The organism is Streptomyces sp. NPDC058371, assembly GCF_042723265.1.
Lineage (GTDB): Bacteria > Actinomycetota > Actinomycetes > Streptomycetales > Streptomycetaceae > Streptomyces.
The window spans coordinates 838,874-863,145 of the sequence record NZ_JBHXJC010000002.1 but is presented as its reverse complement, the minus strand read 5'-3'; the positions used below and the strand labels follow the sequence as shown (position 1 = coordinate 863,145).

The following is a 24,272-nucleotide window of genomic DNA, read 5'->3' as shown; positions in this document are numbered from 1 at the left end:
GGTTGATAGGCCAGATCTGGAAGGCGGGTAACCGCTGGAGGTGACTGGTACTAATAGGCCGAGGGCTTGTCCTCAGTTGCTCGCGTCCACTGTGTTGGTTCTGAAACCACGAACAACCGTCGTAGCTATGCCACGGCTCCGGTTGACAGTTTCATAGTGTTTCGGTGGTCATAGCGTAAGGGAAACGCCCGGTTACATTCCGAACCCGGAAGCTAAGCCTTACAGCGCCGATGGTACTGCAGGGGGGACCCTGTGGGAGAGTAGGACGCCGCCGAGCTTCTTTTAGAGCTCCGGCTCTTGGGCATTTTGCCCAAGAGCCGGAGCTTTTTTGTTTTCCGGCAACGCCTCCACCCCTCCGCGCCGCGGTGGGAAGGCTGCGGGTAAGGTCAGGGGGCATCGTTGGCTCGTTTCCCACAGGAGGCCCCCGGGTGGAGGTCCAGGAGACCCGCGTCCAGACAGACCGGGTCCTCACCATCCCGAACATCCTCAGCATGGCGCGTCTCGTCGGCGTGCCTGTCTTCCTGTGGTTGATCCTCTGGCCGGAGTTCGGCGGCCCCAAGAGTGACGGCTGGGCGTTGCTGGTGCTCATGCTGAGTGGCATCACTGACTATCTGGACGGGAAGCTTGCCCGACGCTGGAACCAGATCAGCAGTCTCGGCCGGCTGCTCGACCCCGCTGCCGACCGGCTCTACATTCTGTCCACCCTCGTCGGCCTCACCTGGCGCGAGATCCTGCCACTTTGGTTGACTGGCATCCTGCTGGCGCGAGAGCTGCTTCTGTTGGTCATGGTCGGCATCCTCAGACGTCACGGCTACCCGCCGCCGCAGGTGAACTTCCTGGGGAAGGCCGCGACGTTCAACCTGATGTACGCCTTCCCGTTGCTGCTGCTCAGTGACGCAAGCGGATGGATCGCGTCACTCGGCGCTATTTTCGGATGGGCGTTCGCCGGATGGGGTACAACCCTGTATTGGTGGGCAGGAGTCCTCTACGTGGTTCAGGTCCGTCGTCTTGTCACGACGGACACCATGGCCGATTGAGCTCGCCCATTGCGCGGCTGTAGTGGCTCGTTGGCCCGCGGACGAAAAGTGCGGGACAATTTGGACGGGTGAAGTCGGCTAGACCGTCTCTTCAAGGAGGACGCTTCCGACATGAAGGCCGTCGTGATGGCCGGAGGCGAAGGCACACGCCTTCGCCCTATGACCTCAAGCATGCCCAAGCCGCTCCTGCCCGTGGCGAACCGCCCGATCATGGAGCACGTGCTGCGGCTGCTCAAAAGGCATGGGCTCAACGAGACCGTTGTTACCGTCCAGTTCCTGGCCTCGCTGGTCAAGAACTACTTCGGTGACGGCGAGGAGCTCGGGATGGAGCTCACCTATGCCAATGAGGAGAAGCCACTCGGTACCGCTGGGAGCGTCAAGAACGCCGAGGAAGCGCTGAAGGACGACACTTTCCTCGTTATCTCCGGTGATGCGCTGACCGACTTCGACCTCACGGACCTCATCAATTTCCACAAGGAAAAAGGTGGTCTGGTCACCGTCTGTCTGACCCGTGTGCCGAATCCGCTGGAATTCGGTATCACCATCGTCGACGAGGAGGGCAAGGTCGAGCGCTTCCTCGAGAAGCCGACCTGGGGCCAGGTCTTCTCGGACACGGTGAACACGGGCATCTACGTGATGGAGCCGGAGGTCTTCGACTATGTCGAGGCCGATGTCTCCGTCGACTGGTCCGGTGACGTCTTTCCTCAGTTGATGAAGGAAGGCAGGCCCATCTACGGCTATATCGCCGAGGGCTACTGGGAGGATGTCGGTACCCACGAGAGCTATGTGAAGGCGCAGGCCGACGTCCTTGAGGGCAAGGTCGACGTCGAGCTCGACGGCTTCGAGATCTCGCCGGGCGTATGGGTCGCCGAGGGTGCCGAGGTGCACCCCGACGCAGTACTCCGTGGACCGCTCTATATCGGTGACTACGCCAAGGTCGAGGCGAACGCGGAAATTCGCGAGCACACCGTCGTCGGCTCGAACGTCGTGGTCAAGAGCGGGGCTTTCCTGCACAGGGCCGTGGTGCACGACAACGTGTACATCGGGCAGCACAGCAATCTGCGCGGCTGCGTGATCGGTAAGAACACCGACATCATGCGGGCCGCGCGAATCGAGGACGGCGCCGTCATCGGTGACGAGTGCCTCGTCGGCGAAGAATCGATCATCCAGGGGAACGTCCGCGTCTACCCCTTCAAGACGATCGAGGCCGGCGCCTTCGTCAACACGTCGGTGATCTGGGAGTCGAGAGGCCAGGCGCATCTCTTCGGCGCCCGCGGAGTCTCCGGAATCCTGAACGTCGAGATCACGCCGGAGCTCGTCGTGCGTCTTGCCGGCGCATATGCGACGACCCTCAAGAAGGGCTCGACCGTCACGACGGCTCGTGACCACTCCCGAGGTGCTCGCGCGCTGAAGAGGGCGGTCATCTCGGCGCTGCAGACCAGCGCCATCGACGTACGCGACCTGGAAAACGTACCGCTGCCGGTGGCCCGGCAGCAGACCGCCCGAGGCAGTGCCGGCGGAATCATGATCCGGACGACGCCCGGTGTGCCCGACTCCGTCGACATCATGTTCTTCGACGAGCAGGGTGCCGATCTCTCGCAGGCGAGTCAGCGGAAGCTGGACCGCGTCTTCGCGCGGCAGGAGTACCGGCGCGCGTTCCCGGGTGAGATCGGGGATCTGCACTTCCCGGCGAGCGTCTTCGACTCGTACACGGGATCGCTGCTGCGGAATGTCGACACCACTGGGATCGCCGACTCCGGCCTGAAGGTGGTCGTGGACGCGTCGAACGGCAGCGCCGGTCTTGTGCTGCCCAGCCTGTTGGGCAAGTTGGGTGTCGATGCGCTGACCATCAACCCAGGGCTCGACGAGTCACGGCCGACGGAGACGGGTGACACGCGCCGGTCCGGGCTGGTGCGGCTGGGCGAGATCGTGGCGTCCGCTCGGGCTGCCTTCGGGGTGCGTTTCGACCCGGTGGGTGAGCGGCTCTCGCTCGTGGACGAGAAGGGGCGGATCGTCGAGGACGACCGGGCCCTGCTCGTGATGCTCGACCTGGTGGCCGCGGAGCGGCGCAGTGGGCGGGTGGCGCTACCCGTGACCACTACACGGATCGCGGAGCAGGTGGCGGCGTACCACGGGACGCAGGTCGAGTGGACGACGACCTCGCCCGACGACCTGACGCGGGTCGGGCGCGACGACGCGACGATCTTCGGTGGCGACGGCCGTGGTGGGTTCATCATTCCGGAGTTCAGCAGCGTCTTCGACGGTGCGGCTGCCTTCGTGCGGCTCATCGGGCTGGTGGCGCGGACGCAGCTCACCCTCAGCCAGATCGACGCGCGGATTCCGCGGGCGCACGTCCTCAAGCGTGATCTCGCTACTCCCTGGGCCGTCAAGGGACTTGTGATGCGCCGGGTCGTGGAGGCGGCCGGGGATCGCTTTGTCGACACGACCGACGGTGTGCGGGTCGTGGAGACCGACGGGCGCTGGGTCATGGTGCTCCCTGACCCGGCCGAGGCGGTCACACATCTGTGGGCCGAGGGGCCGGACGACGCGTCCGCCCAGGCTCTGCTCGACGAGTGGTCGGCGATCGTGGACAGCGCCGGGCGATAGCCACACGCGCGTGCCGGACAAGTGCCCCCAAGGGGGCCTGTCCGGCACGCCGGTGGGGCCGTTCGGAGGTAGTACCCGCGACATGCGACGATGTGCGGCATGCCGCAGCAGCCCCCCGTTCGGAGCACCCCCACGCGCCCCCCGCGCCCGGACGCCTCCATGTCGCTGCTCACCAACGTCATGGATCACAGCCTTGATGACGGATATGCCGAGGCGGCCGCCCGCAAGGAGGCGGAGGGCACCAGTGGTATGCCGAAGACGGTGCGGGCGAAGCTCGGTCTCGCGGCCGGTCTGGTGCTCGCGGCGCTGGTGGTGACCGTGGGGGCGGCGCAGGCGCGGGTCGCGGCTCCCGTTGTCGCCAAGGAGCGCCAGGAGCTGATCGACCGGATCGAGCGCCAGACGGCGTCCGCGGACAAGCTGGAAGACCGCGTCGACACCCTGCGCGACGATGTGAGCGCGCGGCAGCGTGCGGCGCTGAAGGAGGACGGCGGCAGCGACCAGGCCGACCTGGTGAGCATCCTTTCCGGTGCCACCGCGGTGCACGGCCCCGGTGTGAAGCTCGTGGTGAACGACGCCAAGGAGGCCAGCTCCGGTGGCGGCAACGGGGATCCGCGGGAGACATCAGACTTCTCGGACACGGGCCGGGTGCGCGACCGTGACATGCAGCGGGTCGTCAACGGGCTGTGGCAGTCGGGCGCCGAGGCCATCTCGATCAATGGACAGCGACTGACGGCGCTGTCGGCGATCAGGGCCGCCGGTGACGCGATACTGGTCGACAACAAACCGCTGGTGCCGCCCTACACGGTGCTCGCGGTGGGGGACGGGAAAAGGCTGAGCACCAAGTTCCAGAACAGCGCCGACGGTCAGTATCTGCACGCGCTGCACGAGAACTTCGACATCCGGACCAGCATCTCCGTGGAGGACGATGTCCGGCTGCCCGCCGCACCGAGTGTGATCGTACGTACAGCAGAGCCAAGCGCAGAGAAGGGCACATCGTGATCGCCGTACTGGGCCTCGTCGTGGGAGTCGTGGCTGGATTGTTGGTCCGGCCCGAGGTTCCGGCGGTTGTCGAGCCCTACCTTCCGATCGCCGTCGTGGCGGCGCTTGACGCCGTGTTCGGGGGGCTGCGCGCGATGCTCGACGGCATCTTCGACGACAAGGTCTTCGTGGTGTCGTTCCTGTCCAACGTCGTCGTGGCGGCGCTGATCGTCTTCCTGGGCGACAAGTTGGGCGTCGGTGCCCAGCTGTCCACGGGTGTCGTGGTCGTCCTCGGTATCCGTATCTTCTCCAATGCCGCGGCGATCCGCCGGCACGTGTTCCGGGCGTGAGGCCGATGAGCGACGACGAGACGCCGAAGGGCTCCGAGGTCCCCGGGACTCCGGAGAACCGGCTGCGCAAGGAACTTCCCGAAGAGGTCCCCGCGGGGGCTGCCGCCGCCCCGGAGCCGGAACCGGAACCGGAGAAGGAAGAAAAGGCCCCAGAGCCCTCGCTCGGCGGCCGTCAGCGGCTGGTCGAGGGGCTGTGGCCGCCGCGGGTGACGCGCGCCCAACTCATCGTCGCCGTGCTGCTGTTCGGCCTCGGCTTCGGTCTGGCCGTACAGGTGGCCTCCAACAGCGACAGCGGCAGCGCCCTGCGCGGCGCCCGCCAGGAGGATCTCGTACGCATCCTCGATGAACTCGATGACCGTACGCAGCGTCTTGAGGACGAGAAGCAGCGTCTCGAGGATCAGCGCACCGAGCTGCGGAACAGTTCGAACCAGGCCGAGGAGGCCCGCAAGCAGACGGTCGAGAAGGAGAAGCAACTCGGCATTCTGGCGGGCACGGTGGCGGCGCAGGGACCCGGCATCACGCTGACGATCGACGACGCGAAGGGGACGGTCCAGGCGGACATGCTGCTCGACGCGATCCAGGAGCTGCGCGCGGCCGGGGCCGAAGCGATCCAGGTCAACGGTGTGCGGGTGGTCGCCAGCACCTATCTGACGGATTCCGGGAGCGGAGTGAGCGTCGACGGGAACAAGATCACCCAGCCCTACGTTTTCAAGGTGATCGGCAAGCCGCAGGACCTGGAGCCCGCGCTCAACATCCCCGGAGGCGTGGTGCAGACGCTGGAGAAGGAGCAGGCCACCGTGACGGTGGATCGCTCGACGAAGATCGTCGTCGATGCCTTGCGAGCTGCGAAGCGGCCTGACTACGCTCGGTCGTCGTCCCAGTGAACGGCGGGCGCATGCGGGCTGCCGGGGGAGGGCAGGAGGTTGCGGGGGGTCGACGCACCGATTGGGTGGTGCGTGGTGGAAACTGTCAGGTGGATACGGACGTTGTGAGGATGTCCGGGTCGACCGGTGTGTTCAATCAGGGTTCGTCCTGCCCCACGGGCGGGTCTGTTTCGGTCAAGGGGAATCGCCCGTGAAGTTGTTTGCGAAGTTGTTCGGCAAGAGCGCACGAGAGGGCAATGACAACGCGACTGCCCGTCATCGTGCACCGCGCCCCGGAGACGCGGAGGGGCAGAGCGGTGACCGCCCCCTGTTCCGGGACCAGGTCGCTGGTCCGGGTGGTGACATTCCCGGTGGTCAGGGCGCGCCGTCTGTTGACCCTGCCGCATCCGGCCGCATAGGTTTCGGGGATCCGTCAACCTCAAGTACGGGTGGAGAGTTTGCCTCCGATCCGTACGCGTCCCATGCCCCTGGCGGGCAGCCGCGGCAGGAGGATCCGTCCATGTCGGCCCTGGTGTGTACGAGGTGCGGTAACCGCAACGCGGAGAACAGCCGGTTCTGCTCCAACTGCGGTGCGCCGCTGCGGGGCGCTTCGGTCCCCGAGCGTCCGTCCGAGACGACGTCCACGATCTCCATCTCCGGCCTCGAGGCCTACGACGCCGAGGTGACGGGCCAGACGGCGACGCCGGCGCTCTCCCCGGAGGCACAGGCGGCCGTCGACGCGCTGCCGCTCGGTTCGGCGCTGCTGGTGGTGCGCCGTGGGCCGAATTCGGGCAGCCGCTTCCTGCTGGACGGTGAGCTGACCACGGCCGGGCGCCATCCGCAGAGCGACATCTTCCTCGACGACGTGACGGTGTCGCGTCGCCATGTGGAGTTCCGCCGCGCCGCGGACGGCTCGTTCACGGTCGCCGACGTCGGCAGCCTGAACGGCACGTACGTCAACCGGGAGCGGATCGACCAGGTCGCTCTGTCGAACGGTGACGAGGTGCAGATCGGCAAGTACCGGCTGGTGTTCTACGCGAGCCAGCGGGGCATCTGACCCTCCCCCGGACACGGTCCGGGGGGACCCCCAGGAAGGTCCATGCTTCAAACACCGAGCGGCGGTGCCGGCAGTGGTACCGCCGCAGCGGACAGTGGGCTGATGAGCATCGGCACGGTGCTGAACGTGCTGCGCGACGAGTTCCCCGAAGTGACCATCTCCAAGATCAGGTTCCTGGAGTCGGAGGGGCTGATCGAGCCGCAGCGCACCGCGTCGGGGTATCGCAAGTTCAGCCCGGAGGACGTCGAGCGCCTCGGTCACGTACTGAGGATGCAGCGGGATCACTATCTGCCGCTGAAGGTGATCCGCGAGCACCTGGACGCCCTGGGGCGCGGGGAAGAGGTGCGGCTGCCCACCCTGGGCCGGCAGCGCGGTCCCGGGGACGACGAACGCCTGGGTGACCTCTTCGGGGAGCCCGAGGCTCCCACGGCGGCCCGTATCGGCCGTGACGAGCTGCTCGCCGCCGCCGAGATCGGCGAGCGGGAGCTCGACGAATGGGAGTCGTACGGTCTTGTCGCACCGCTGCCGGACGGCGGGTACGACGCGGAGGTGGTCGCCGTGGCCGCGCTCGTCGTCGAGCTGGGGCGGTCCGGGATCGAGCCACGGCACCTGCGGGCGATGAAGGCCGCCGCCGACCGTGAAGCAGGTCTCGTGGACCAAGTGGTCGCCCCGCTGAAGCGCCACCGCAACCCGCAGACCAGGGCTCACGCCGAAGCCCGTACGAAGGAACTGGCGGGGCTCACGATGAAGCTGCACGCCGCGCTGGTGCGGACCGCGCTCGGTGTGCGACTGCCCTGAGCCGGGTGTTCGCCGGTGGCGGATCGTCCACCCGTTCCGTGCCCGACTACCCAAACGTCCCGGGCACGGCCTAGGGTTGCTGTGTGAACGAGCTCGATGTCGTAGGTGTCCGGGTCGAAATGCCCTCCAACCAACCGATCGTGCTCCTGCGTGAAGTGGGAGGCGACCGCTACCTCCCCATCTGGATCGGGCCCGGGGAGGCGACGGCGATCGCCTTCGCCCAGCAGGGCATGGCCCCCGCGCGACCGCTGACCCACGACCTGTTCAAGGACGTGCTGGAGGCAGTCGGTCAGGAGCTCACCGAAGTACGCATCACGGACCTGCGTGAGGGCGTCTTCTACGCGGAGCTCGTGTTCGCCAGTGGTGTCGAGGTGAGCGCCCGGCCGTCCGACGCCATAGCGCTGGCCCTGCGGACCGGTACGCCGATCTACGGCAGCGACGGTGTGCTCGACGACGCCGGCATCGCGATCCCGGACGAGCAGGAGGACGAGGTGGAGAAGTTCCGCGAGTTCCTCGACCAGATCTCTCCCGAGGACTTCGGGACCAACAGCCAGTGACCCCCGGTCGGCCTATGACGTGCCGGCGTGTCGGGACGCTGCAGCCGGCAATTGCCCGGGGCCAGTGAGGCGTCTTGCGGGCCGCGCCGAGAGCATTCGGCTAGCCTTTCCCCGCGGTGGGGCACGGGAAACCACTCCTAGGGTGATTATCACTCGGCGTGCCGAGTGTGGCGATCGTTGACGCACCCCTGGTGACTGCCTACCGTCGAGAAGGCAGGTCAAGGACGGAGGTCGGCGTGAGAAGCAGCGGCGACGGTACGGTCGGGGGTGCCCCCGGACGGAGTCTGGGGGATGGCGGCCCGTACCCGCTTCACGGCAGCACGGTCGGCCAAGCCGCACAGCGGCCGGCGGCTGTACCGGACGGAGGGGCGGCTTCCGAGGAGATCGGTTACCGCGGTCCCACGGCGTGCGCGGCCGCGGGCATCACCTATCGGCAGCTGGACTACTGGGCCCGTACGGGCCTGGTCGAGCCCAGCGTGCGGCCCGCTCACGGGTCGGGGACGCAGCGCCTCTACAGCTTCCGGGACGTCGTCGTCCTGAAGATCGTCAAGCGGTTCCTCGACACCGGGGTGTCGCTGCAGAACATCCGCACCACGGTCCAGCACCTGAAAGAGCGCGGATTCCTGGACCTCGAGCGGATGACGCTGATGAGTGACGGTGCGACGGTCTACGAGTGTTCGTCACCCGACGAGGTGCACGCACTGCTCCAGGGTGGCCAGGGCATCTTCGGAATCGCCGTGGGTGTCGTCTGGCGGGACGTGGAGAGCGCGCTGTCACAGCTGCACGGAGAGCGGGTCGACACGGGCGAGACGCTCGTCGGCCACAATCCCACGGACGAACTGGCGCGGCGGCGCAACCGCGCGGTCTGACGGCGGTCACCCCTCGTCGCGGCGCCATCGCCGGTCCGGCCGCTCATGGCCGGGCCGTGAGCGCCGCACAGCGCGGTACACAATGCCCCGGCTTGCCGGGGCATTGTCAGTGGCGTAGGGCAGCATCGGACATGTGAGAACCGCGCCCACGATCCTGCATCTCGACATGGACGCCTTCTTCGCCTCGGCGGAGCAGGCATCCAAGCCGAGCCTGCGCGGGAAAGCGGTGGTCGTGGGCGGGCTCGGACCACGTGGAGTCGTCTCCACCTGCTCGTACGAGGCACGGGTCTTCGGGGTGCACTCGGCGATGCCCATGGCCCAGGCACGCCGGCTCGCGCCGAACGCCGCGTATCTCGTGCCGCGCTTCGAGATCTACCGGGAGGCCAGCGAGCAGGTGATGGGGCTGCTGCGGGAGCTGTCGCCGCTGGTGGAGCCGCTGAGCCTGGACGAGGCGTTCGTCGATCTGGAGGCCGGTGGGGTGGCCTGGGACGAGGGATCGGCGCGGCTCGTGGGCGTGCAGCTGCGCGCGGACATCCGTGCTGTGACCGGACTGACGGGCTCGGTGGGGCTGGCCGCTTCCAAGATGCTCGCCAAGATCGCCTCCGAGCAGGCCAAGCCGGACGGGCTGGTGCTGATAGAGCCCGGGACCGAGCGGGCGCTGCTGGGGCCCATGTCGGTGCGGACGCTGCCGGGCGTGGGACCCGCGACCGGGGACCACCTGCGGCGGGGCGGGATCACCACGGTGGAGGAGATCGCCGAGGCGGGCGAGGACGAACTGGTACGGCTGCTGGGGAAGGCCCACGGGCATGCGCTGTACGCCATGGCGCTGGCCCACGACGACCGGCCGGTGGTGGCCGAGCGCGAGACCAAATCGGTGTCGGTCGAGGACACGTACGACGTGGACATCCATGACCGGGTGCGGGTCGGCCTGGAGGTTCAGCGGCTCGCCGACCGGTGCGTGCAGCGGCTGCGTGGCGCCGGGCGTTCGGGGCGGACGGTGGTGCTCAAGGTCCGGCGGTACGACTTCTCCACGCTGACCAGGTCGGAGACGCTGCGAGGGCCCACGGACGATCCCGGGGTGGTGCGGGAGGCCGCCGCGCGCTTGCTGGACTCCGTGGACACGACCGGCGGGGTGCGGCTGCTCGGTGTCGGCGTCACCGGTCTCGCCGACTTCACACAGGAGGATCTCTTCGCGCAGGCGCAGGCCGCCGCGGAAGAGCTGCCGGCGTTGGAGCTGCCGGACGGGGAGGCAGCGCAGGACCCCGCGCCGGAGCCCGGGCCGGAGCCGCCCGCCGAGCGGCGGTGGCCCGCGGGGCACGACGTACGGCATGCGGAGTTCGGGCACGGATGGGTGCAGGGCAGCGGGCTGGGGAGGGTGACCGTGCGGTTCGAGACGCCGTACTCGGAGCCCGGGCGCGTACGGACGTTCCGGACCGACGATCCGCAGCTGGAGCCGGCGGATCCGCTGCCCCTGGTGGCACAGGTCCGGGCGGCGCCGGAGGGCGGCTCGGGACGGGCGGTCGGGCCGGTGACGGATGCGGCGGAGGCCGTTGAGGAGCGGTCCGGTCAGCCCTCGTCGGAGCCCGCGAGTCTTCCGAAGTCGCGGTCCGGCGGGGGAGGCGGGGACGCCACGTCGAGACCGTAGTGGTGGTAGAGCTGGATTTCCTGTTCGGGGGAGAGGTGGCGGCCGACCCCGAAGTCGGGGGCGTCCTTGATCAGGGCACGGTCGAAGGGGACCTGGAGGGAGCCCTCCACCAGCTCGCTCGGCTCCAGGGGGACAAAGGCGTCGCGGCTGAAGAGGCCGGTGCGTATGGCCGCCCACTCGGGCACTCCGGTGGCGTCGTCGAGATAGACCTCGTCGACGGTGCCGATCTTGGTCCCTTTGCGGTCGAACGCCTTGCGGCCGATCAGGTTGCGTGGATCGATGTCGGTCTGCACGGGACCTCCTCATGGTCGCAACTCATCCGTAAGCACTACAAAAGAGCACATTCAGGAAGGTGGCCACTCGAAAGCCCGTGCGTTGCCCTCGCTGGTAGGCTGGCAAGCGGCTGCTGACCCCGTGCGGGAGAGTCCTCCGGACAACACCCGGAGGCGCCGAAGGAGCAAATCCTCCCCGGAATCTCTCAGGCTCACGTACCGCACGGACGAGGTCACTCTGGAAAGCAGGGCGGGGGTTCCACAACTCCCGCTCTCACCGACGGTGAAAGCCGGGTCGTCAGCGCGTTGGGACGGGCCGGTGAAGCTCTCAGGTCGAGATGACAGAGGGGGAGGCCGTCGGGGTACCCGTGCCGGGGTGCCCCTCGAAGGTCGCGTCAGACCAGGAGGCCTCCGCAATGACCGCCCACCGCATTCCGCTCTCCGAGCTCGAACAGGGCATCCCCTTCGAGCAGCGTCACATCGGGCCCGACCACGAAGCCCAGGCGAAGATGCTCGCGCAGGTCGGATACGGCTCGCTCGACGAGCTGACGGCCGCCGCGGTCCCGGATGTCATCAAGAACGCCGACGCCCTGGAGCTGCCGGGCGCGCGCACCGAGGCCGAGGTCCTGGCCGAGCTGCGCTCCCTCGCGGACCGCAATCAGGTCCTCGACTCGATGATCGGCCTCGGTTACTACGGCACCTTCACGCCGCCGGTGATCCTGCGCAACGTCATGGAAAACCCGGCCTGGTACACCGCGTACACGCCGTACCAGCCGGAGATCTCGCAGGGCCGCCTGGAGGCGCTCCTCAACTTCCAGACCGTGGTCGCCGAGCTGACCGGTCTGCCGACCTCCGGCGCCTCGCTGCTCGACGAGGGCACCGCCGCCGCCGAGGCGATGTCGCTGTCCCGGCGCATGGGCAAGAACAAGAAGGGCCTGTTCCTGGTCGACGCGGACGCGCTGCCGCAGACCGTCGCGGTCATCCAGACCCGTGCCGAGCCGACGGGCGTCGAGGTCGTCGTCGCCGACCTGAGCGAGGGCATCCCGGCCGGGATCGCCGAGCGTGAGATCAACGGTGTGCTCATCCAGTACCCGGGTGCCTCCGGCGCCGTACGCGACATCAAGCCCGTCATCGAGCAGGCGCACGAACTCGGCGCCGTGGTCACCGTTGCCGCCGATCTGCTCGCCCTGACCCTGCTCACCGCCCCGGGTGACCTCGGTGCCGACATCGCGGTCGGTACGACCCAGCGGTTCGGTGTGCCGATGGGCTTCGGCGGTCCGCACGCCGGATACATGGCGGTGCGCGAGAAGTTCGCGCGCAGCCTGCCGGGCCGGCTCGTGGGCGTGTCCGTCGACGCGGACGGACACAAGGCGTACCGCCTCGCCCTGCAGACCCGTGAGCAGCACATCCGCCGTGAGAAGGCGACCAGCAACATCTGTACGGCGCAGGTGCTGCTCGCCGTGATGGCCGGCATGTACGCCGTCTACCACGGACCCGAGGGCCTGAAGACGATCGCCCGGCGCACGCACCGCTACGCCACGATCCTCGCCGAGGGCCTGAAGGCCGGCGGCGTCGAGGTCGTCCACGGCGCGTACTTCGACACGCTGACCGTGCGGGTCCCGGGCCGGGCCGCCACGGTCGTGGCGGACGCGCGCAACCAGGGCGTCAACTTCCATCTCGTGGACGCCGACCATGTGTCGATGGCGTGCGACGAGACCACCACGCGTGCACAACTGGGCGCCGTCTGGACCGCGTTCGGCGTCGAGGGCGACATCGCGGCGCTGGACGCGTCGGCCACCGACACGCTGCCCGAGGGGCTGCTGCGCACCGACGACTACCTCGCCCACCCGGTCTTCCACCAGTACCGCTCCGAGACCGCGATGCTGCGCTACCTGCGCAGGCTCTCTGACCGCGACTACGCGCTCGACCGCGGCATGATCCCGCTGGGCTCCTGCACGATGAAGCTGAACGCGACCACGGAGATGGAGCCGGTCACCTGGCCCGAGTTCGGCCAGCTGCACCCCTTCGCCCCTGCCGACCAGGCGCAGGGCTACCTCACGCTCATCCGTGAGCTGGAGGAGCGGCTCGCCGAGGTCACCGGGTACGACAAGGTGTCGCTGCAGCCCAACGCCGGTTCGCAGGGCGAGCTGGCGGGCCTCCTCGCGGTCCGCGGCTACCACCGCGCCAACGGCGACGAGCAGCGCACCATCTGCCTCATCCCCTCCTCCGCGCACGGCACGAACGCCGCGAGCGCGGTGATGGCCGGCATGAAGGTCGTCGTCGTGAAGACCGCAGGGGACGGCGAGATCGACGTCGAGGACCTGCGGGCCAAGATCGAGCAGTACCGTGACGAACTCGCCGTACTGATGATCACGTACCCCTCCACGCACGGCGTTTTCGAGGAGCACGTCGCCGACATCTGCGCCCAGGTGCACGAGGCGGGCGGTCAGGTGTACGTCGACGGCGCCAACCTCAACGCGCTCGTCGGGCTCGCCAAGCCGGGGCACTTCGGCGGCGACGTCTCGCACCTGAACCTGCACAAGACGTTCTGCATCCCGCACGGCGGCGGCGGTCCGGGCGTCGGCCCGGTCGGTGTGCGGGCCCACCTCGCGCCGTATCTGCCGAACCACCCGCTGCAGCCCGCGGCCGGCCCGAAGACCGGTGTCGGCCCGATCTCCGCGGCGCCCTGGGGCTCCGCGGGCATCCTGCCGATCTCGTGGGCGTACGTCCGGCTGATGGGCGGCGAGGGCCTGAAGCGTGCCACGCAGGTGGCGGTGCTCTCGGCCAACTACATCGCCAAGCGCCTGGAGCCGCACTACCCGGTGCTCTACACCGGCCCGGGCGGGCTCGTCGCGCACGAGTGCATCATCGACCTGCGCCCGCTGACCAAGGCCACCGGCGTGAGCGTCGACGACATCGCCAAGCGGCTGATCGACTACGGCTTCCACGCGCCGACGATGTCCTTCCCGGTGGCCGGCACGCTGATGATCGAGCCGACCGAGTCCGAGGACCTGGTGGAGCTCGACCGGTTCTGCGAGGCGATGATCGCCATCCGTGCGGAGGTCGAGAAGGTCGGCGCGGGCGACTGGCCCGCCGACGACAACCCGCTGCGCGGCGCTCCGCACACCGCGGCGGCCCTCGGCGGCGACTGGGAGCACGCGTACAGCCGTGAGGACGCGGTCTTCCCGGCGGGTGTCTCGGCCGCCGACAAGTACTGGCCGCCGGTGCGCCGCATCGACCAGGCGTACGGCGACCGGAACCTCGTCTGCTCCTGCCCGCCGCTGGACGCCTACGAAGAGTAGTCACCCTCGGACATACGCCGGGGCCGGTTCGGAGTGTTTCTCCGGGCCGGCCCCTCATCTGTCCGGGCGGCTGTCGGGCCACCCTGTTGTGCGGCTCAGGCGGCCGTCATCACCTGCTCCGTGCCCAGCGGGCGGTGCGGGTCGATGATCTTGCCGTCGGGCAGGAGCTCACCGGTGTCCTCGAAGAGCACAACGCCGTTGCACAGCAGGCTCCATCCCTGCTCCGGGTGGTGCGCCACGTGGAGGGCGGCTTCCCGGTCTGCTGAGTCGGCTGTCGGGCACGGTGGCTGGTGCTGGCACATGGATGGGATCTTTCGCTCTGTCGTGACGTGTGAGATGGCTGTCTTGTCTGTCCTGCGGCTCGAAACGTTGTTCATGGCCGCCCCCCGTTTGAATAAGTCGGTCCGGAACCAGTGTTGCCCTACGGGCGTCAATCCGCAGGTATTTCGCAGCAGCACTTCTCACAGGTTGATGACGCATCACCCGTGCGGACGGTTCATCCCAACTGCACTGTCAGTTCGGGTGGTTCCGGGGGGCCGAATAGGACTAGTCCACACGGTACGAAGGTGCCTTCCGCCCTCTTACGAGCGCGGGGGAGCCCGTAAGAGCGCGTGCCCCGCAGCCGTCGACCGGCTGCAGGGCACGGAGTGGTGCGCTTGAGGTGACCTTTCTGCTGTCAGCGGGCCCGATTACGCGGGCGAGCCGAGCAGCGGGGCCGGGGCGACCCGGTGGGTGAGCACGGGCAGCAGCTCCGCCACTCGGTGCGGGCGGTGGGCCGCGATACCGGGCGGCGCGGGCGCCAGCGGCACCAGCAGATCGGTGGCGGCGGGGTGGCCGGTGGCGCCGTCCGCGGTGCAGTCGCCGTGCAGCCAGAGCGTGAGCATGTACAGCTCGGGCACCGACAGGAGCCGTGCCTGATACGGCTGTTTCATGTTCTCCGCCTGGCGCAGTGCGCGCTCCGTGGAGGCGATGTACGGGCCCTCGAAGAAGTGCGAGAAGGCCCAGCCGTCGGGGGTCAGCATGGTCTCCGCCGCGGCGACCGCGCGCTCGCCACAGCGGATCAGAAAACGCCACCCGGCAAGCCGGGTGGCGGAGGCGCCCTCGGGAGTGATCCGGTCCCATACGTGTACGGGCAACGGGAATTCGGGTGTGGCTGGTCCCTGCGCGTTGCGCAAGGAGGGCGTGCGGGCCTCACGGACAGCGGTGGGAGAACCGAGTGCCGTGAGAACGGAGCGCAGGGCGGGCGCGGGAGCCGGAGGGACGTGCAGCGGCATGGTGGGTCGCCTCTCATTCGACAGGCAGGGTGGCGCGAGGGCGGGGGCGGACGGCGCTGTCAGCTCTCGGGGTCAGAGGAGGCGAATGCAGGACGGATCGCCAACTCTCTGCCCCGATTGCGGAGTTTATACGACACGTGTTCAGACGATGTTTCGTCTACCTGTTCCGCAGATGAAGAACAAGGACCTATTCGGTCGCGGATAGGTCGGGATTCATCCCCGTTTCGCGGCGGTGCCGCGGGGCTGACCTCGAAATGTCGTGCCGCAGCGGTCGGCCGATTCTCGTCGGCGTTTTTCACGAGCGCACGGCGGGCCGAAACTGCGCCCTGCCCCATGCCTGGTGAATGTGCCTGGGGGTACTCGTGTCCAGAGTAGCGGCCACGGGGTCCACCGGGGACGTTATGGATCGCGTTGCCGGGGCATCATCCCCCGTGACCGTGGACGACATCGCGGGCGGAGCGTCGGCCTGCCCATCCGAGGAGGGATACCCCGATGGGAGAGAAGGTCGCGGCGGGCTCGTTCGACCTGTCCGACCGCCAGCGCTACCGGGGCAAGCTCCGGCAGTGTCTGACGGGACTGGAGCGGCTGCTGGACGAGAAGCGGTTCGAGCGCCCGAAGAATCTGATGGGCCTGGAGATCGAGCTGAATCTCGCCGGGCCCGACGGCATGCCGAGAATGATGAATGCGCAAGTACTGGAGCGGATAGCGAGCAAAGATTTCCAAACAGAACTCGCCATGTTCAATCTGGAAGTGAACATCGCTCCACACCGTTTGGCGGGCCGGGTATTCGACCAGCTCTCCGAGGAGTTGCGCACCTCCCTCGCGTATGCCCATCGAAAAGCGAACGAAGTCGACGCCGGAATCGTGATGATCGGGATTCTGCCGACACTCGGCCGTGACGACCTGGTCTCCTCGAATCTCTCGGACGGCGATCGCTACACGTTGTTGAACGACCAGATCGTGGCAGCTCGCGGCGAGGATTTCGCGCTCGACATCGACGGTGTGGAGCGTCTGGTCTGTACGTCGAGGTCCATCGCGCCCGAAGCCGCCTGCACCTCCGTGCAGTTGCATCTCCAGGTCACGCCGGGGCGGTTCGCGGACGTGTGGAACGCCGCGCAGGCGGTCGCCGCGGCGCAGGTCGCGATCGGTGCCAACTCTCCGTTTCTGTTCGGTCACGAGCTGTGGCGGGAGTCGCGGCCCCCGCTGTTCCTCCAGTCCACCGACACCCGGCCGCCCGAGCTGCAGGCCCAGGGCGTCCGGCCGCGCACCTGGTTCGGGGAGCGGTGGATCTCGTCCGCCTACGACCTCTTCGAGGAGAACCTGCGCTACTTCCCGGCGCTCCTGCCGATCTGCGACGGCGAGAACCCGCTGGAGGTGCTCGACGCCGGCGGCATCCCGAAGCTCTCCGAACTGGTGCTGCACAACGGCACCGTCTACCGCTGGAACCGGCCGGTGTACGACATCGCAGACGGCGTCCCTCATCTGCGTGTCGAGAACCGCGTGCTGCCCGCCGGACCCACCGTCACCGACGTCATCGCCAACACCGCCTTCTACTACGGCGTCGTCCGCGCGCTCGCCGACGAGTCGCGGCCCGTGTGGACACGGCTGCCCTTCGAGGCGGCCGCGGCCAACTTCGAGGCTGCCTGCCGCGACGGCATCGACGCGCGCCTGGAGTGGCCGCGCCGGGGCCGGTACGGCGGGACCGCCCAGGTGGACGCCGTGCATCTGGTGCGCGACGAACTGCTGCCGCTGGCCGCCGCGGGGCTCGACGCATGGGGCGTGGAGCCCGTCGACCGGGACTTCTACCTGGGTGTGATCGAGGAGCGGTGCCGACGGCGGGTCAACGGCGCCAGTTGGCAGGCGGCCACCTTCCACCGCGCCCTGGAGAAGGGGCTCGGGCGCGAGGCGGCGCTGGCCGCGACGACGAAGAGGTACAGCGAGCTGATGCACGCGGGGGAGCCGGTGCACACGTGGCCCGTGGGGCTGCCGGAGCCGGTGCCGCTCGGCTGATGCCGGGGCTTCGCGGCGGCGGGTGGTTGTGCGCCGGGGGATCAGCTCCGGCTGCCCGCCTCCACGATGGCTTTCAGGATCACCGAGTGGATCCCCGAGGGCTCACTGACCTCGTGGCCCGAGCCGCCGGCCGCCTTGGCGATCTGCTCGACCTCCACCTTGTCGGCGTCCGGGCCCACGGCGATGGCGATCAGGGACACCGGACGGTTCGGATCGACCAACTGCTCCAGCTCGTCCACGAGGGTGGAGCGCGAGACGCTGCCCGGGTCCTGGTTCACCCCGTCGGTCAGGATGACGAGCGCGTTGAACTTGCCCTTCACATACGACTCGGTGGCGGCCTTGTACGCGGCCAGCGTGGTGTCGTACAGACCGGTCGCGCCGCCAGGCACCGGCTTGAGGCCGCTGAACGCGGCGGACAGCTTGTCCCGCTGGGTGCCGCTGCCCTTGCGGTCGCCGAGGCGGTCGGTCGGTACGAGCACGCGGTAGTCGCGGTTCCCGTCGAGCTTCGTGGAGAACTTCCACAGCCCGATCTCGTCCTCCGGCGTGAAGGTGGCGAGGGCCTGCAGGAGCGATGCCCTGGTGACGTCCATCCGGGACTGGCCGGTGCCCGGCACCTCTTCCGTCATGGAGGCGGAGGCGTCGACGACCGTGGTGACGCGGGCGCTCTGCACGGTGATCGTCCACATGCCGAGCGCCTCCTGGAGCGCCTTCGCCGAGGCCGGTTCGGGCGCGGACTCCGCGTACGGCTGCGGGGCGCGGCCGCCGGCCCGGGTGATCAGCGCGTCGGGGGCGGAGTCCGCCTGCGTCCGGAAGCCGTGCTTCGCCAGGATCGCGCGCCCGTCCGGCTGGTCCAGCAGGGTCATGAACCGCAGGGCGGCACGGCTCTCATCCGTGGTCAGCCGTGACTCGTCGACCAGCGTGAGCGGGTAGTCGAGGCGCGGTGAGCCGTCCTTCGGGTAGAAGAGGTCGAGCTTGTCCGCGCTGTCCGCCGCGGCGTTGTGGGCGAACGCCGCCTGTTCGGAGAGGACCAGCGCCTGGTTGCGCTTCGGGTTCCCCTGTTCGGCACCGGAGGAGTCACGCGGGAGGGTCTCCAGAACCTGGCTGTCACTGTCGGCCGTCCGCTGCGACAACGCCTTCGCCATGGCCGCCACCTGGGTGTCCTCGCCCTTGGCCGCGCCGGTGGTGGAGCTCAGCCGGGTGAGCGCGAGCAGGCCGGCCGCACTGCGCGAGGGGTCGGCCGCACCGAGCTTCAGCCGGTCGTCCTGCATGGCGGCGCCCGCCAACTCGGTCCAGGTGTACGTCTTGGCGGGCCACCCGAGCGACTTGGCGGCCGTCGGCACCACGGCCACGCCGACCGGCGAGGAGGCGACGTTGCCGGCCTCGGTGACCTGGGTCGCCTTGCTGTCACCGGTTACACGCTGCACCCACAGGTCCGAGTCCGGCACCCACACCTGGACGTCGGACCGCTTGCCCGAGCGGAGCGCGTCCGTGACCTTGTACGCCTCGCGTGCGGTCACGCTGATGTCCAGGCAGCGGCCGTCGGAGGTGATGTCGTTGTCACGGGCGTGAGCGGCCGCGGCCTTGAGGGCGGGGGCCACGTCGGGGGAAGCGGCGACTTTCAGCCGCACCGCCTGGTCCTGACAGGAGGAGCCGAAGGAGAGCAGCCCGCCCCGGACGGCGGCGGCGGTCCCCGCCGCGACGGCGAGAACGAGGGCGGTCGCGAGGGCCACGTTGCGGCGGCGGACGCGTGGCCGGGGGTCGGCGGTGCCCGCGCCGTACCCGTCGGGCAAGCTGTGTCGTCCCATGCCGATGAAGCCCCTCCCTGGTGAACGGTGAACCGTGAAGCAGCCGAATGGCAGGCACAGGGGAGATACGCCCCGTATGGTGCCCGTCCCCCCAACGGCCTGTCGCGCACGATCTTCGCAACTTCTTTCGAGACCCTAGCGGGGCAAAGATGGGCATGAGACGGGATTACTCAACTAGCGGCGGGAGTGCAGGTGGAGGCGGGGTCGGTGGCCGGATCTTTTCCTGAAGAGGGGCCCTCACGACGGATTTTCCGGGACGAGACCCTGCTCGTTCTCGGACTCTCGCTCGGTGCGAGCGGGGTCTCGGCACTGATCAGCTTTGTGGGATCGGTGACCAAACCGGGTGGTCTCAGGGACCAGGCGGCCACCCTCAACGCCTCGGCCGCGCCGGGCCGGCCCTGGCTGGATCTGGCCTGGCAGCTGTTCGGTATCGCCTCCGCGCTGGTGCCGGTCGCGCTCGTGGCGCACTTCCTGATGCGGGAAGGGACGGGGCTGCGCACGCTCGGCTTCGACCGTACGCGGCCCTGGCCCGACCTCGGCCGCGGCGCCGCCATCGCCGCGGTGATCGGCAGCACGGGCATCGCCTTCTATCTGGCCGCCCGGGGCCTCGGCTTCAACCTCACGGTGGTGCCGGAGGCGCTGCCCGGCGTCTGGTGGAAGTACCCGGTCCTGATCCTCTCGGCGATCCAGAACGCGGTCCTCGAAGAAGTGATCGTCGTCGGGTATCTGCTGCGCCGCCTGGGGCAGTTGGGGTGGACGCCGGGCACGGCGCTGGTGGCGAGTGCGGTGCTGCGCGGCTCGTACCACCTCTACCAGGGAATCGGCGGGTTCCTCGGCAACATGGCGATGGGCCTGGTCTTCGTCTACCTGTACCGGCGTTGGGGGCGGGTCGGCCCTCTCGTGGTCGCCCATTCGCTGCTCGACATCGGAGCGTTCGTGGGCTACGCGCTGCTGGCCGGAAAGGTGGGGTGGCTGCCCACGGCGTGAGCCCGCGCGGACCGGGCTCGTCCGCAGGGGCGTACGAGGTGGCGAAAGCGGCTTGTCCGCGGGGGGCGTACGAGGTGTTCGTACGCCCCCCGCGGGCGTTGTCGGGCTGTTGCGGGCGCCCGGCCGTCCCGAGCGCACCCTGGCGCCCGGCCGTCCCGAGCGCACCCTGCGGCGCGGGCCGTTCCTGGCGGTCGAACCCGGGCGGCCTCCGCAGTCGTACGCCTGTTGTCCGCGCCGTCAGGCGAGCAGGTCGCCCTCGATGACGGTGACCGCGCGGCCGGTGAGCAGGGTGCGGTCGCCGCGCAGTTCCGTGCGGACGAGGCCGGAGCGGGGGGAGGCCTGCAGGCCCGTGAGGGCCGGCCGGCCGAGGCGCTCGGACCAGAAGGGGGCGAGCGCGGTGTGGGCGCTGCCGGTGACCGGGTCCTCGTCGATGCCCACGTTCGGGAAGAAGCAGCGCGAGACGAAGTCGTATCCCCGGGTCGGGTCTTCGGCCCGGGCGGTGGCGATCACTCCGCGCTGGGAGTGCCGGGCGAGACCTTTGTGGTCCGGGGCGAGGCCGCGGACGGTCTTCTCGTCGGTGAGCTCGACGAGCAGGTCGCCCACGTTCGGGCCGGTGTCGAAAGCCGCGAGCGGCGCGGCGCCCAGGGCCTGGGCGGCGCCCTCCGGGACCTCGACGGGAGTGAGCGGCGCGGTCGGGAAGTCGAGGGTGAGGGAGCCGTCCTCGTGGGGTGTCGCGATGAGGACGCCGCTGCGGGTGGCGAACCGCACCGGCCCTTCGTGGCTGCCGGTGGTGTGCAGCACGTGCGCGGTAGCCAGCGTGGCGTGGCCGCACATCGCGACTTCGGTGGCGGGCGTGAACCAGCGCAGCGCCCAGTCGGCCGCACCGCCCTCGGGGAGGCGGTGCGCGTACGCCGTCTCGGCGTGGTTGACCTCGCGCGCCACGTTCTGGAGCCACTCGTCGTCAGGGAAGGCGTCCAGGAGCAGGACCCCGGCCGGGTTGCCGGCGAAGGGACGGTCGGTGAAGGCGTCGACGATTCGAATCCGCATGAGCCGAAGTTAGCGCCGGTGCGAAGCGGGCGGCCAAGGCCAATTCGGGGCTTCTGGACCGGATGCGGGGTCCGCGGGTCCGCGCTGTCGCCACCGCGGCGCTCCGCCGTCCGGCATCAGGGAAGGGCGAGTACGTCGTCGATCGCGGCACGAAGCAGCTCGTCGCCGAGGAAGGCCCGGTAGTCGGAGTCGGGCGACAGACGCCGGTCGAATCCCTGGACCGTGCGGAGGGCGGCACGCGTCGCCGGGCGGACCTTGCCGATCCGGACGAGGGTGTGCAGTGCCGTACCGAAGATCCCGTAGCTGTCGTCGCCGTCCGCCATCGGCGTGACGAACTCTTCCAGGACCGATGCGCTGGGCTCCGCCGCACCCGTGATCGACCACAGGGTGATCGCGGCCTGCACCCGGTGCAGGCCCTCGGTGCGGTCCAGGACGTAGCGGACCCGGTCGGCGTACGGCGCGGCCGAGGTGCCGAAGTCGGCCAGAAGGTGGAGCGGCCCGTAGTACGGGCCTTCCTCGCTGAGGACGGCGTCGCCGACCAGCCGCAGTGCCGTCTCCTCGTCGCCCCCGATCCGCCAGGCGGCCCAGGCGGCCTGCCGTCGGTGCCAGGGGCTGTCGGTCACGCAGCGGTGCAGGGCGGGTTCGGCGGCCGCCGCGCCGGGCCCCATCGCCACCAGCACGTCGGCGGCCACCAGCGACTCGTCGATCAACGCCACGACTTCGGGCAGCGCGGGCAGGGCTTCCGGGCCCCATGCCTGCAGGACGCGCAGGAAGGAGCTCGTGAGGGGGCCGCGGCCGCCGCAGCGCGTGGCGTGGTGCCGCATGACCTCCCGCAGTGCCGGCAGCAGGACGTCCGCGTGGGCCCGGAGCGGGATCAGCACGTCCTCGATCTCCGGGAGCCGCGGATCGCCGTTGCAGTAGCCGCGCGAGTAGTGCTCCCGATACGGCTCGTACAGCCGCTCCACCAGCCTCGGGAGGGCGCGGGTGTCGCCGATGCGTGCCAGTGCCCAGCGCGCGTAGTCACCGACGGTGCCCTCGACGAACGAGTGCCCGTCCTCACCCGGGTCGTCGACGAGGGTGGCGAGCCGGTCGGCGTACGCGGCCGCCCGTGGGCCGAGCATCGCCAGCAGGTTGGCCGCCTTGAGCCGGACACCGCTGTCCGGGCAGGCCAGCAGCTCGCCGGCCACCGGAAGCAGCGCGGACGCGGCGGAGGGCCGGCGCACCAGCAGCCGCCACGCTTCGTCCAGCGCGGCCCGGCTCAGCCCGGTGTCCGCCGTCCGGATTCCCGCGGCGGCCAGCCGGACCACGAACGAGGCGGCCGTCGTGGGGTCGTGGTCGAACAGACCGGCCGCCCATGACACGACGGCCTCGTGGGAGAAGGCGTCCTCGACGCCCGGCATCCACCAGACCGCCTCGATCTGCGGCCGTACGTCGGTATCGGTCAGTAGCTCCGCCAGGAGGTCGAGCTGCCGGACCGGCACATCCGCGTCGAGGTACGACCAGGCGATCACGGCGGCGACCCGCATGACGGGGTCGCCGTCGCGCAGCACGTCGGCCAGGACCGTCTGTGTCTCCTCGACCGCCCGGTCCGTCCGGGGGCCGTGTTCAACCGGTCCCGTCGCGTTCTTCTCCCGGTCGCGGTGCGCAGCCGCGACCGAGCCCAACTGGAGCAGCAGTGGCAGTCGTACGGTCGGATCCGTCTCGCTGCGCCAACGGTCCAGCAGCGGTCCGACGCCGTCCGCCGTAGGGAGGGCCGCTCGCCGCACCTCGGGGTCCGGATCCGCCAGCAGGGCCAGGAGCGCGCCCCGGTGGCGCTGCCACGCCGTCGGCCACCCCTCGTCCACCAGATGGGGCTCCGCGTTCGCCGCCGCCGCGGACAGGCTGTCCAGCAACTCGACGAGTGTGACCCGCGCCCCCATGACCGGATCGGTGGCGAGCGCGACGACGAAGGGGAGCGCGGCGGTCGCCGCGGAAGGCACCCGGCCGTTTCCCGCGGCGAGGCAGGAGAAGAGCGGGTAGCAGTCCTCCTCCGTCGCGGCCTCGGCGGCCAGCGCAAGGTGCCGCAGCGCGCGGGGCACCTCCTGGACGGGGTGTTGTGGCAACGCCGATTCGAGCCGGTCCCACGGCACCGCGTCCAGTGCCGCCGGCGATATGCCCGTCACTCCCACCCCATGGCTTCTTCGGTCCCGTCCCGCCGTGGTGCCCGTGGCCGAGCGGCGTGCCTCTGATCTCACCGGATCACCGTCTGCGACTCAACCGGGTTTGGGGTCTTGGGGCGTGGCATGGCGTACGCCGGTGACTCGGCGCAGGGACGTCCGACCGCTCGGGTGGGGCGGTGACCGAGCACGCTGGTGGGCGGTTCGGCGCTCATTGGGGCAGCGGGCGCACCATGAACACGTCTACCGGATCCTCGGTCTCGACGGTGAACCCGTGGCGCTCGTAGAGCCGTCGTGCCGGACTGCCCTGCAGCACGTTCAACCGGACGAGGGCACCGCTGCGATCGCACCGCTCCAGCAGCTCGCGCAGCACGCCCGCGCCGATACCGCTGCCCTGAAGATGCGGGGCCAGGTAGAAGTGCTCCAGCCAGTGCGAGTCCTTGGCCGGTCGCAGCGCCACGCAGCCGGCGAACGCACCGCCCACCTCGATCACCCAGGTGTGCGCCGGGTCGAATCCCTCTCGCAGCCGCTGCCGCACCCGCTGTACGTCGTACCGCCCGAGCCGGTCCAGATCCTCCCGCAGCACGATCGCACGCAACTCGGCCACTGCCTCGACGTCCGCCACCGATGCCGGCCGAATACCCCAGTCCGCCATGAT

General features: G+C 69.5%; 20 protein-coding genes, 1 rRNA gene and 1 riboswitch. Of the genes, 14 read left to right on the top strand and 7 right to left on the bottom strand.

What is annotated here, in order from left to right; all coding sequences use genetic code 11:
- Window positions 1-160 precede the first annotated feature (160 nt).
- From rrf to ACFWM2_RS11475, 11 genes are all read left to right on the top strand, one after another.
- Window positions 161-277: ribosomal RNA gene (gene rrf, locus ACFWM2_RS11525) — 5S ribosomal RNA — on the top strand.
- A 151-nt stretch (window positions 278-428) separates the two neighbouring features.
- A complete protein-coding gene (locus ACFWM2_RS11520; protein ID WP_383276427.1) occupies window positions 429-1,037 on the top strand; it encodes a CDP-alcohol phosphatidyltransferase family protein in 609 nt (202 codons plus the stop codon).
- Between the two features lie 111 nt (window positions 1,038-1,148).
- The gene (locus ACFWM2_RS11515; protein WP_383276424.1) at window positions 1,149-3,644 is read left to right on the top strand and encodes a sugar phosphate nucleotidyltransferase; all 2,496 of its coding nucleotides are present in this window, start codon (window positions 1,149-1,151) and stop codon (window positions 3,642-3,644) included.
- Window positions 3,645-3,743: 99 nt separating this feature from the next.
- Window positions 3,744-4,643, top strand: coding sequence for a DUF881 domain-containing protein (locus ACFWM2_RS11510; protein ID WP_383276421.1), 900 nt, complete (start codon window positions 3,744-3,746; stop codon window positions 4,641-4,643).
- Entirely contained in the window at window positions 4,640-4,972 is a 333-nt protein-coding gene (locus ACFWM2_RS11505) for a small basic family protein (protein ID WP_003988855.1), read from the top strand. The genes ACFWM2_RS11510 and ACFWM2_RS11505 overlap by 4 nt, the downstream gene beginning before the upstream one ends.
- A 5-nt stretch (window positions 4,973-4,977) precedes the next feature.
- Window positions 4,978-5,856, top strand: coding sequence for a DUF881 domain-containing protein (locus ACFWM2_RS11500; RefSeq protein ID WP_383276418.1), 879 nt, complete (start codon window positions 4,978-4,980; stop codon window positions 5,854-5,856).
- Window positions 5,857-5,917: 61 nt separating this feature from the next.
- Entirely contained in the window at window positions 5,918-6,892 is a 975-nt protein-coding gene (locus ACFWM2_RS11495; protein WP_383276536.1) for an FHA domain-containing protein, read from the top strand.
- Window positions 6,893-6,934: 42 nt separating this feature from the next.
- Window positions 6,935-7,690, top strand: coding sequence for a MerR family transcriptional regulator (locus tag ACFWM2_RS11490; RefSeq protein ID WP_383276415.1), 756 nt, complete (start codon window positions 6,935-6,937; stop codon window positions 7,688-7,690).
- Window positions 7,691-7,773: 83 nt separating this feature from the next.
- Window positions 7,774-8,247 (top strand): bifunctional nuclease family protein, encoded by a 474-nt coding sequence (locus tag ACFWM2_RS11485; protein WP_006123076.1) that lies wholly within the window; start codon window positions 7,774-7,776, stop codon window positions 8,245-8,247.
- A 236-nt stretch (window positions 8,248-8,483) separates the two neighbouring features.
- Entirely contained in the window at window positions 8,484-9,116 is a 633-nt protein-coding gene (locus ACFWM2_RS11480) for a MerR family transcriptional regulator (protein WP_383276412.1), read from the top strand.
- Window positions 9,117-9,249: 133 nt separating this feature from the next.
- The gene (locus ACFWM2_RS11475; RefSeq protein WP_383276409.1) at window positions 9,250-10,761 is read left to right on the top strand and encodes a DNA polymerase IV; all 1,512 of its coding nucleotides are present in this window, start codon (window positions 9,250-9,252) and stop codon (window positions 10,759-10,761) included.
- Here ACFWM2_RS11475 and ACFWM2_RS11470 read toward each other — a convergent pair.
- Window positions 10,683-11,054 carry a PRC-barrel domain-containing protein gene (locus ACFWM2_RS11470; RefSeq protein ID WP_383276406.1) on the bottom strand — a complete coding sequence of 124 codons (372 nt, stop codon included), beginning with the start codon at window positions 11,052-11,054 and terminating at the stop codon, window positions 10,683-10,685. The two genes, ACFWM2_RS11475 and ACFWM2_RS11470, sit on opposite strands and share 79 nt — an antisense overlap.
- 114 nt (window positions 11,055-11,168) lie before the next feature.
- Window positions 11,169-11,265, top strand: a riboswitch (glycine riboswitch).
- A 184-nt stretch (window positions 11,266-11,449) separates the two neighbouring features.
- Between ACFWM2_RS11470 and gcvP the strand changes: the two genes are divergently transcribed.
- Entirely contained in the window at window positions 11,450-14,335 is a 2,886-nt protein-coding gene (gene gcvP / locus ACFWM2_RS11465; protein WP_383276403.1) for an aminomethyl-transferring glycine dehydrogenase, read from the top strand.
- A gap of 95 nt (window positions 14,336-14,430) precedes the next feature.
- Here the strand turns inward: gcvP and ACFWM2_RS11460 are convergent, their stop codons facing one another.
- The gene (locus ACFWM2_RS11460) at window positions 14,431-14,637 is read right to left on the bottom strand and encodes a DUF5999 family protein (RefSeq protein WP_383276400.1); all 207 of its coding nucleotides are present in this window, start codon (window positions 14,635-14,637) and stop codon (window positions 14,431-14,433) included.
- A 387-nt stretch (window positions 14,638-15,024) separates the two neighbouring features.
- Window positions 15,025-15,609 carry a hypothetical protein gene (locus ACFWM2_RS11455; protein ID WP_383276397.1) on the bottom strand — a complete coding sequence of 195 codons (585 nt, stop codon included), beginning with the start codon at window positions 15,607-15,609 and terminating at the stop codon, window positions 15,025-15,027.
- A 492-nt stretch (window positions 15,610-16,101) separates the two neighbouring features.
- On the opposite strand from ACFWM2_RS11455, the gene ACFWM2_RS11450 reads away from it, so the two are divergent.
- A complete protein-coding gene (locus ACFWM2_RS11450) occupies window positions 16,102-17,619 on the top strand; it encodes a glutamate--cysteine ligase (RefSeq protein ID WP_383276394.1) in 1,518 nt (505 codons plus the stop codon).
- A 41-nt stretch (window positions 17,620-17,660) separates the two neighbouring features.
- Here ACFWM2_RS11450 and ACFWM2_RS11445 read toward each other — a convergent pair whose 3' ends face one another.
- A complete protein-coding gene (locus ACFWM2_RS11445) occupies window positions 17,661-19,424 on the bottom strand; it encodes a substrate-binding and VWA domain-containing protein (RefSeq protein ID WP_383276391.1) in 1,764 nt (587 codons plus the stop codon).
- A gap of 186 nt (window positions 19,425-19,610) precedes the next feature.
- On the opposite strand from ACFWM2_RS11445, the gene ACFWM2_RS11440 reads away from it, so the two are divergent.
- Window positions 19,611-20,411, top strand: a complete 801-nt coding sequence (locus tag ACFWM2_RS11440; RefSeq protein ID WP_383276388.1) for a CPBP family intramembrane glutamic endopeptidase — start codon at window positions 19,611-19,613, stop codon at window positions 20,409-20,411.
- 237 nt (window positions 20,412-20,648) lie between these two features.
- Here the strand turns inward: ACFWM2_RS11440 and ACFWM2_RS11435 are convergent, their stop codons facing one another.
- The 3 genes from ACFWM2_RS11435 to ACFWM2_RS11425 form a co-directional block, all read right to left on the bottom strand.
- On the bottom strand, window positions 20,649-21,458 hold the full coding sequence (locus ACFWM2_RS11435) for a PhzF family phenazine biosynthesis protein (protein ID WP_383276385.1): 810 nt from the start codon (window positions 21,456-21,458) through the stop codon (window positions 20,649-20,651).
- A gap of 116 nt (window positions 21,459-21,574) precedes the next feature.
- Window positions 21,575-23,620 (bottom strand): hypothetical protein, encoded by a 2,046-nt coding sequence (locus ACFWM2_RS11430; protein ID WP_383276382.1) that lies wholly within the window; start codon window positions 23,618-23,620, stop codon window positions 21,575-21,577.
- Window positions 23,621-23,825: 205 nt separating this feature from the next.
- Window positions 23,826-24,269 carry a GNAT family N-acetyltransferase gene (locus ACFWM2_RS11425; RefSeq protein WP_383276379.1) on the bottom strand — a complete coding sequence of 148 codons (444 nt, stop codon included), beginning with the start codon at window positions 24,267-24,269 and terminating at the stop codon, window positions 23,826-23,828.
- Window positions 24,270-24,272: the final 3 nt, after the last annotated feature.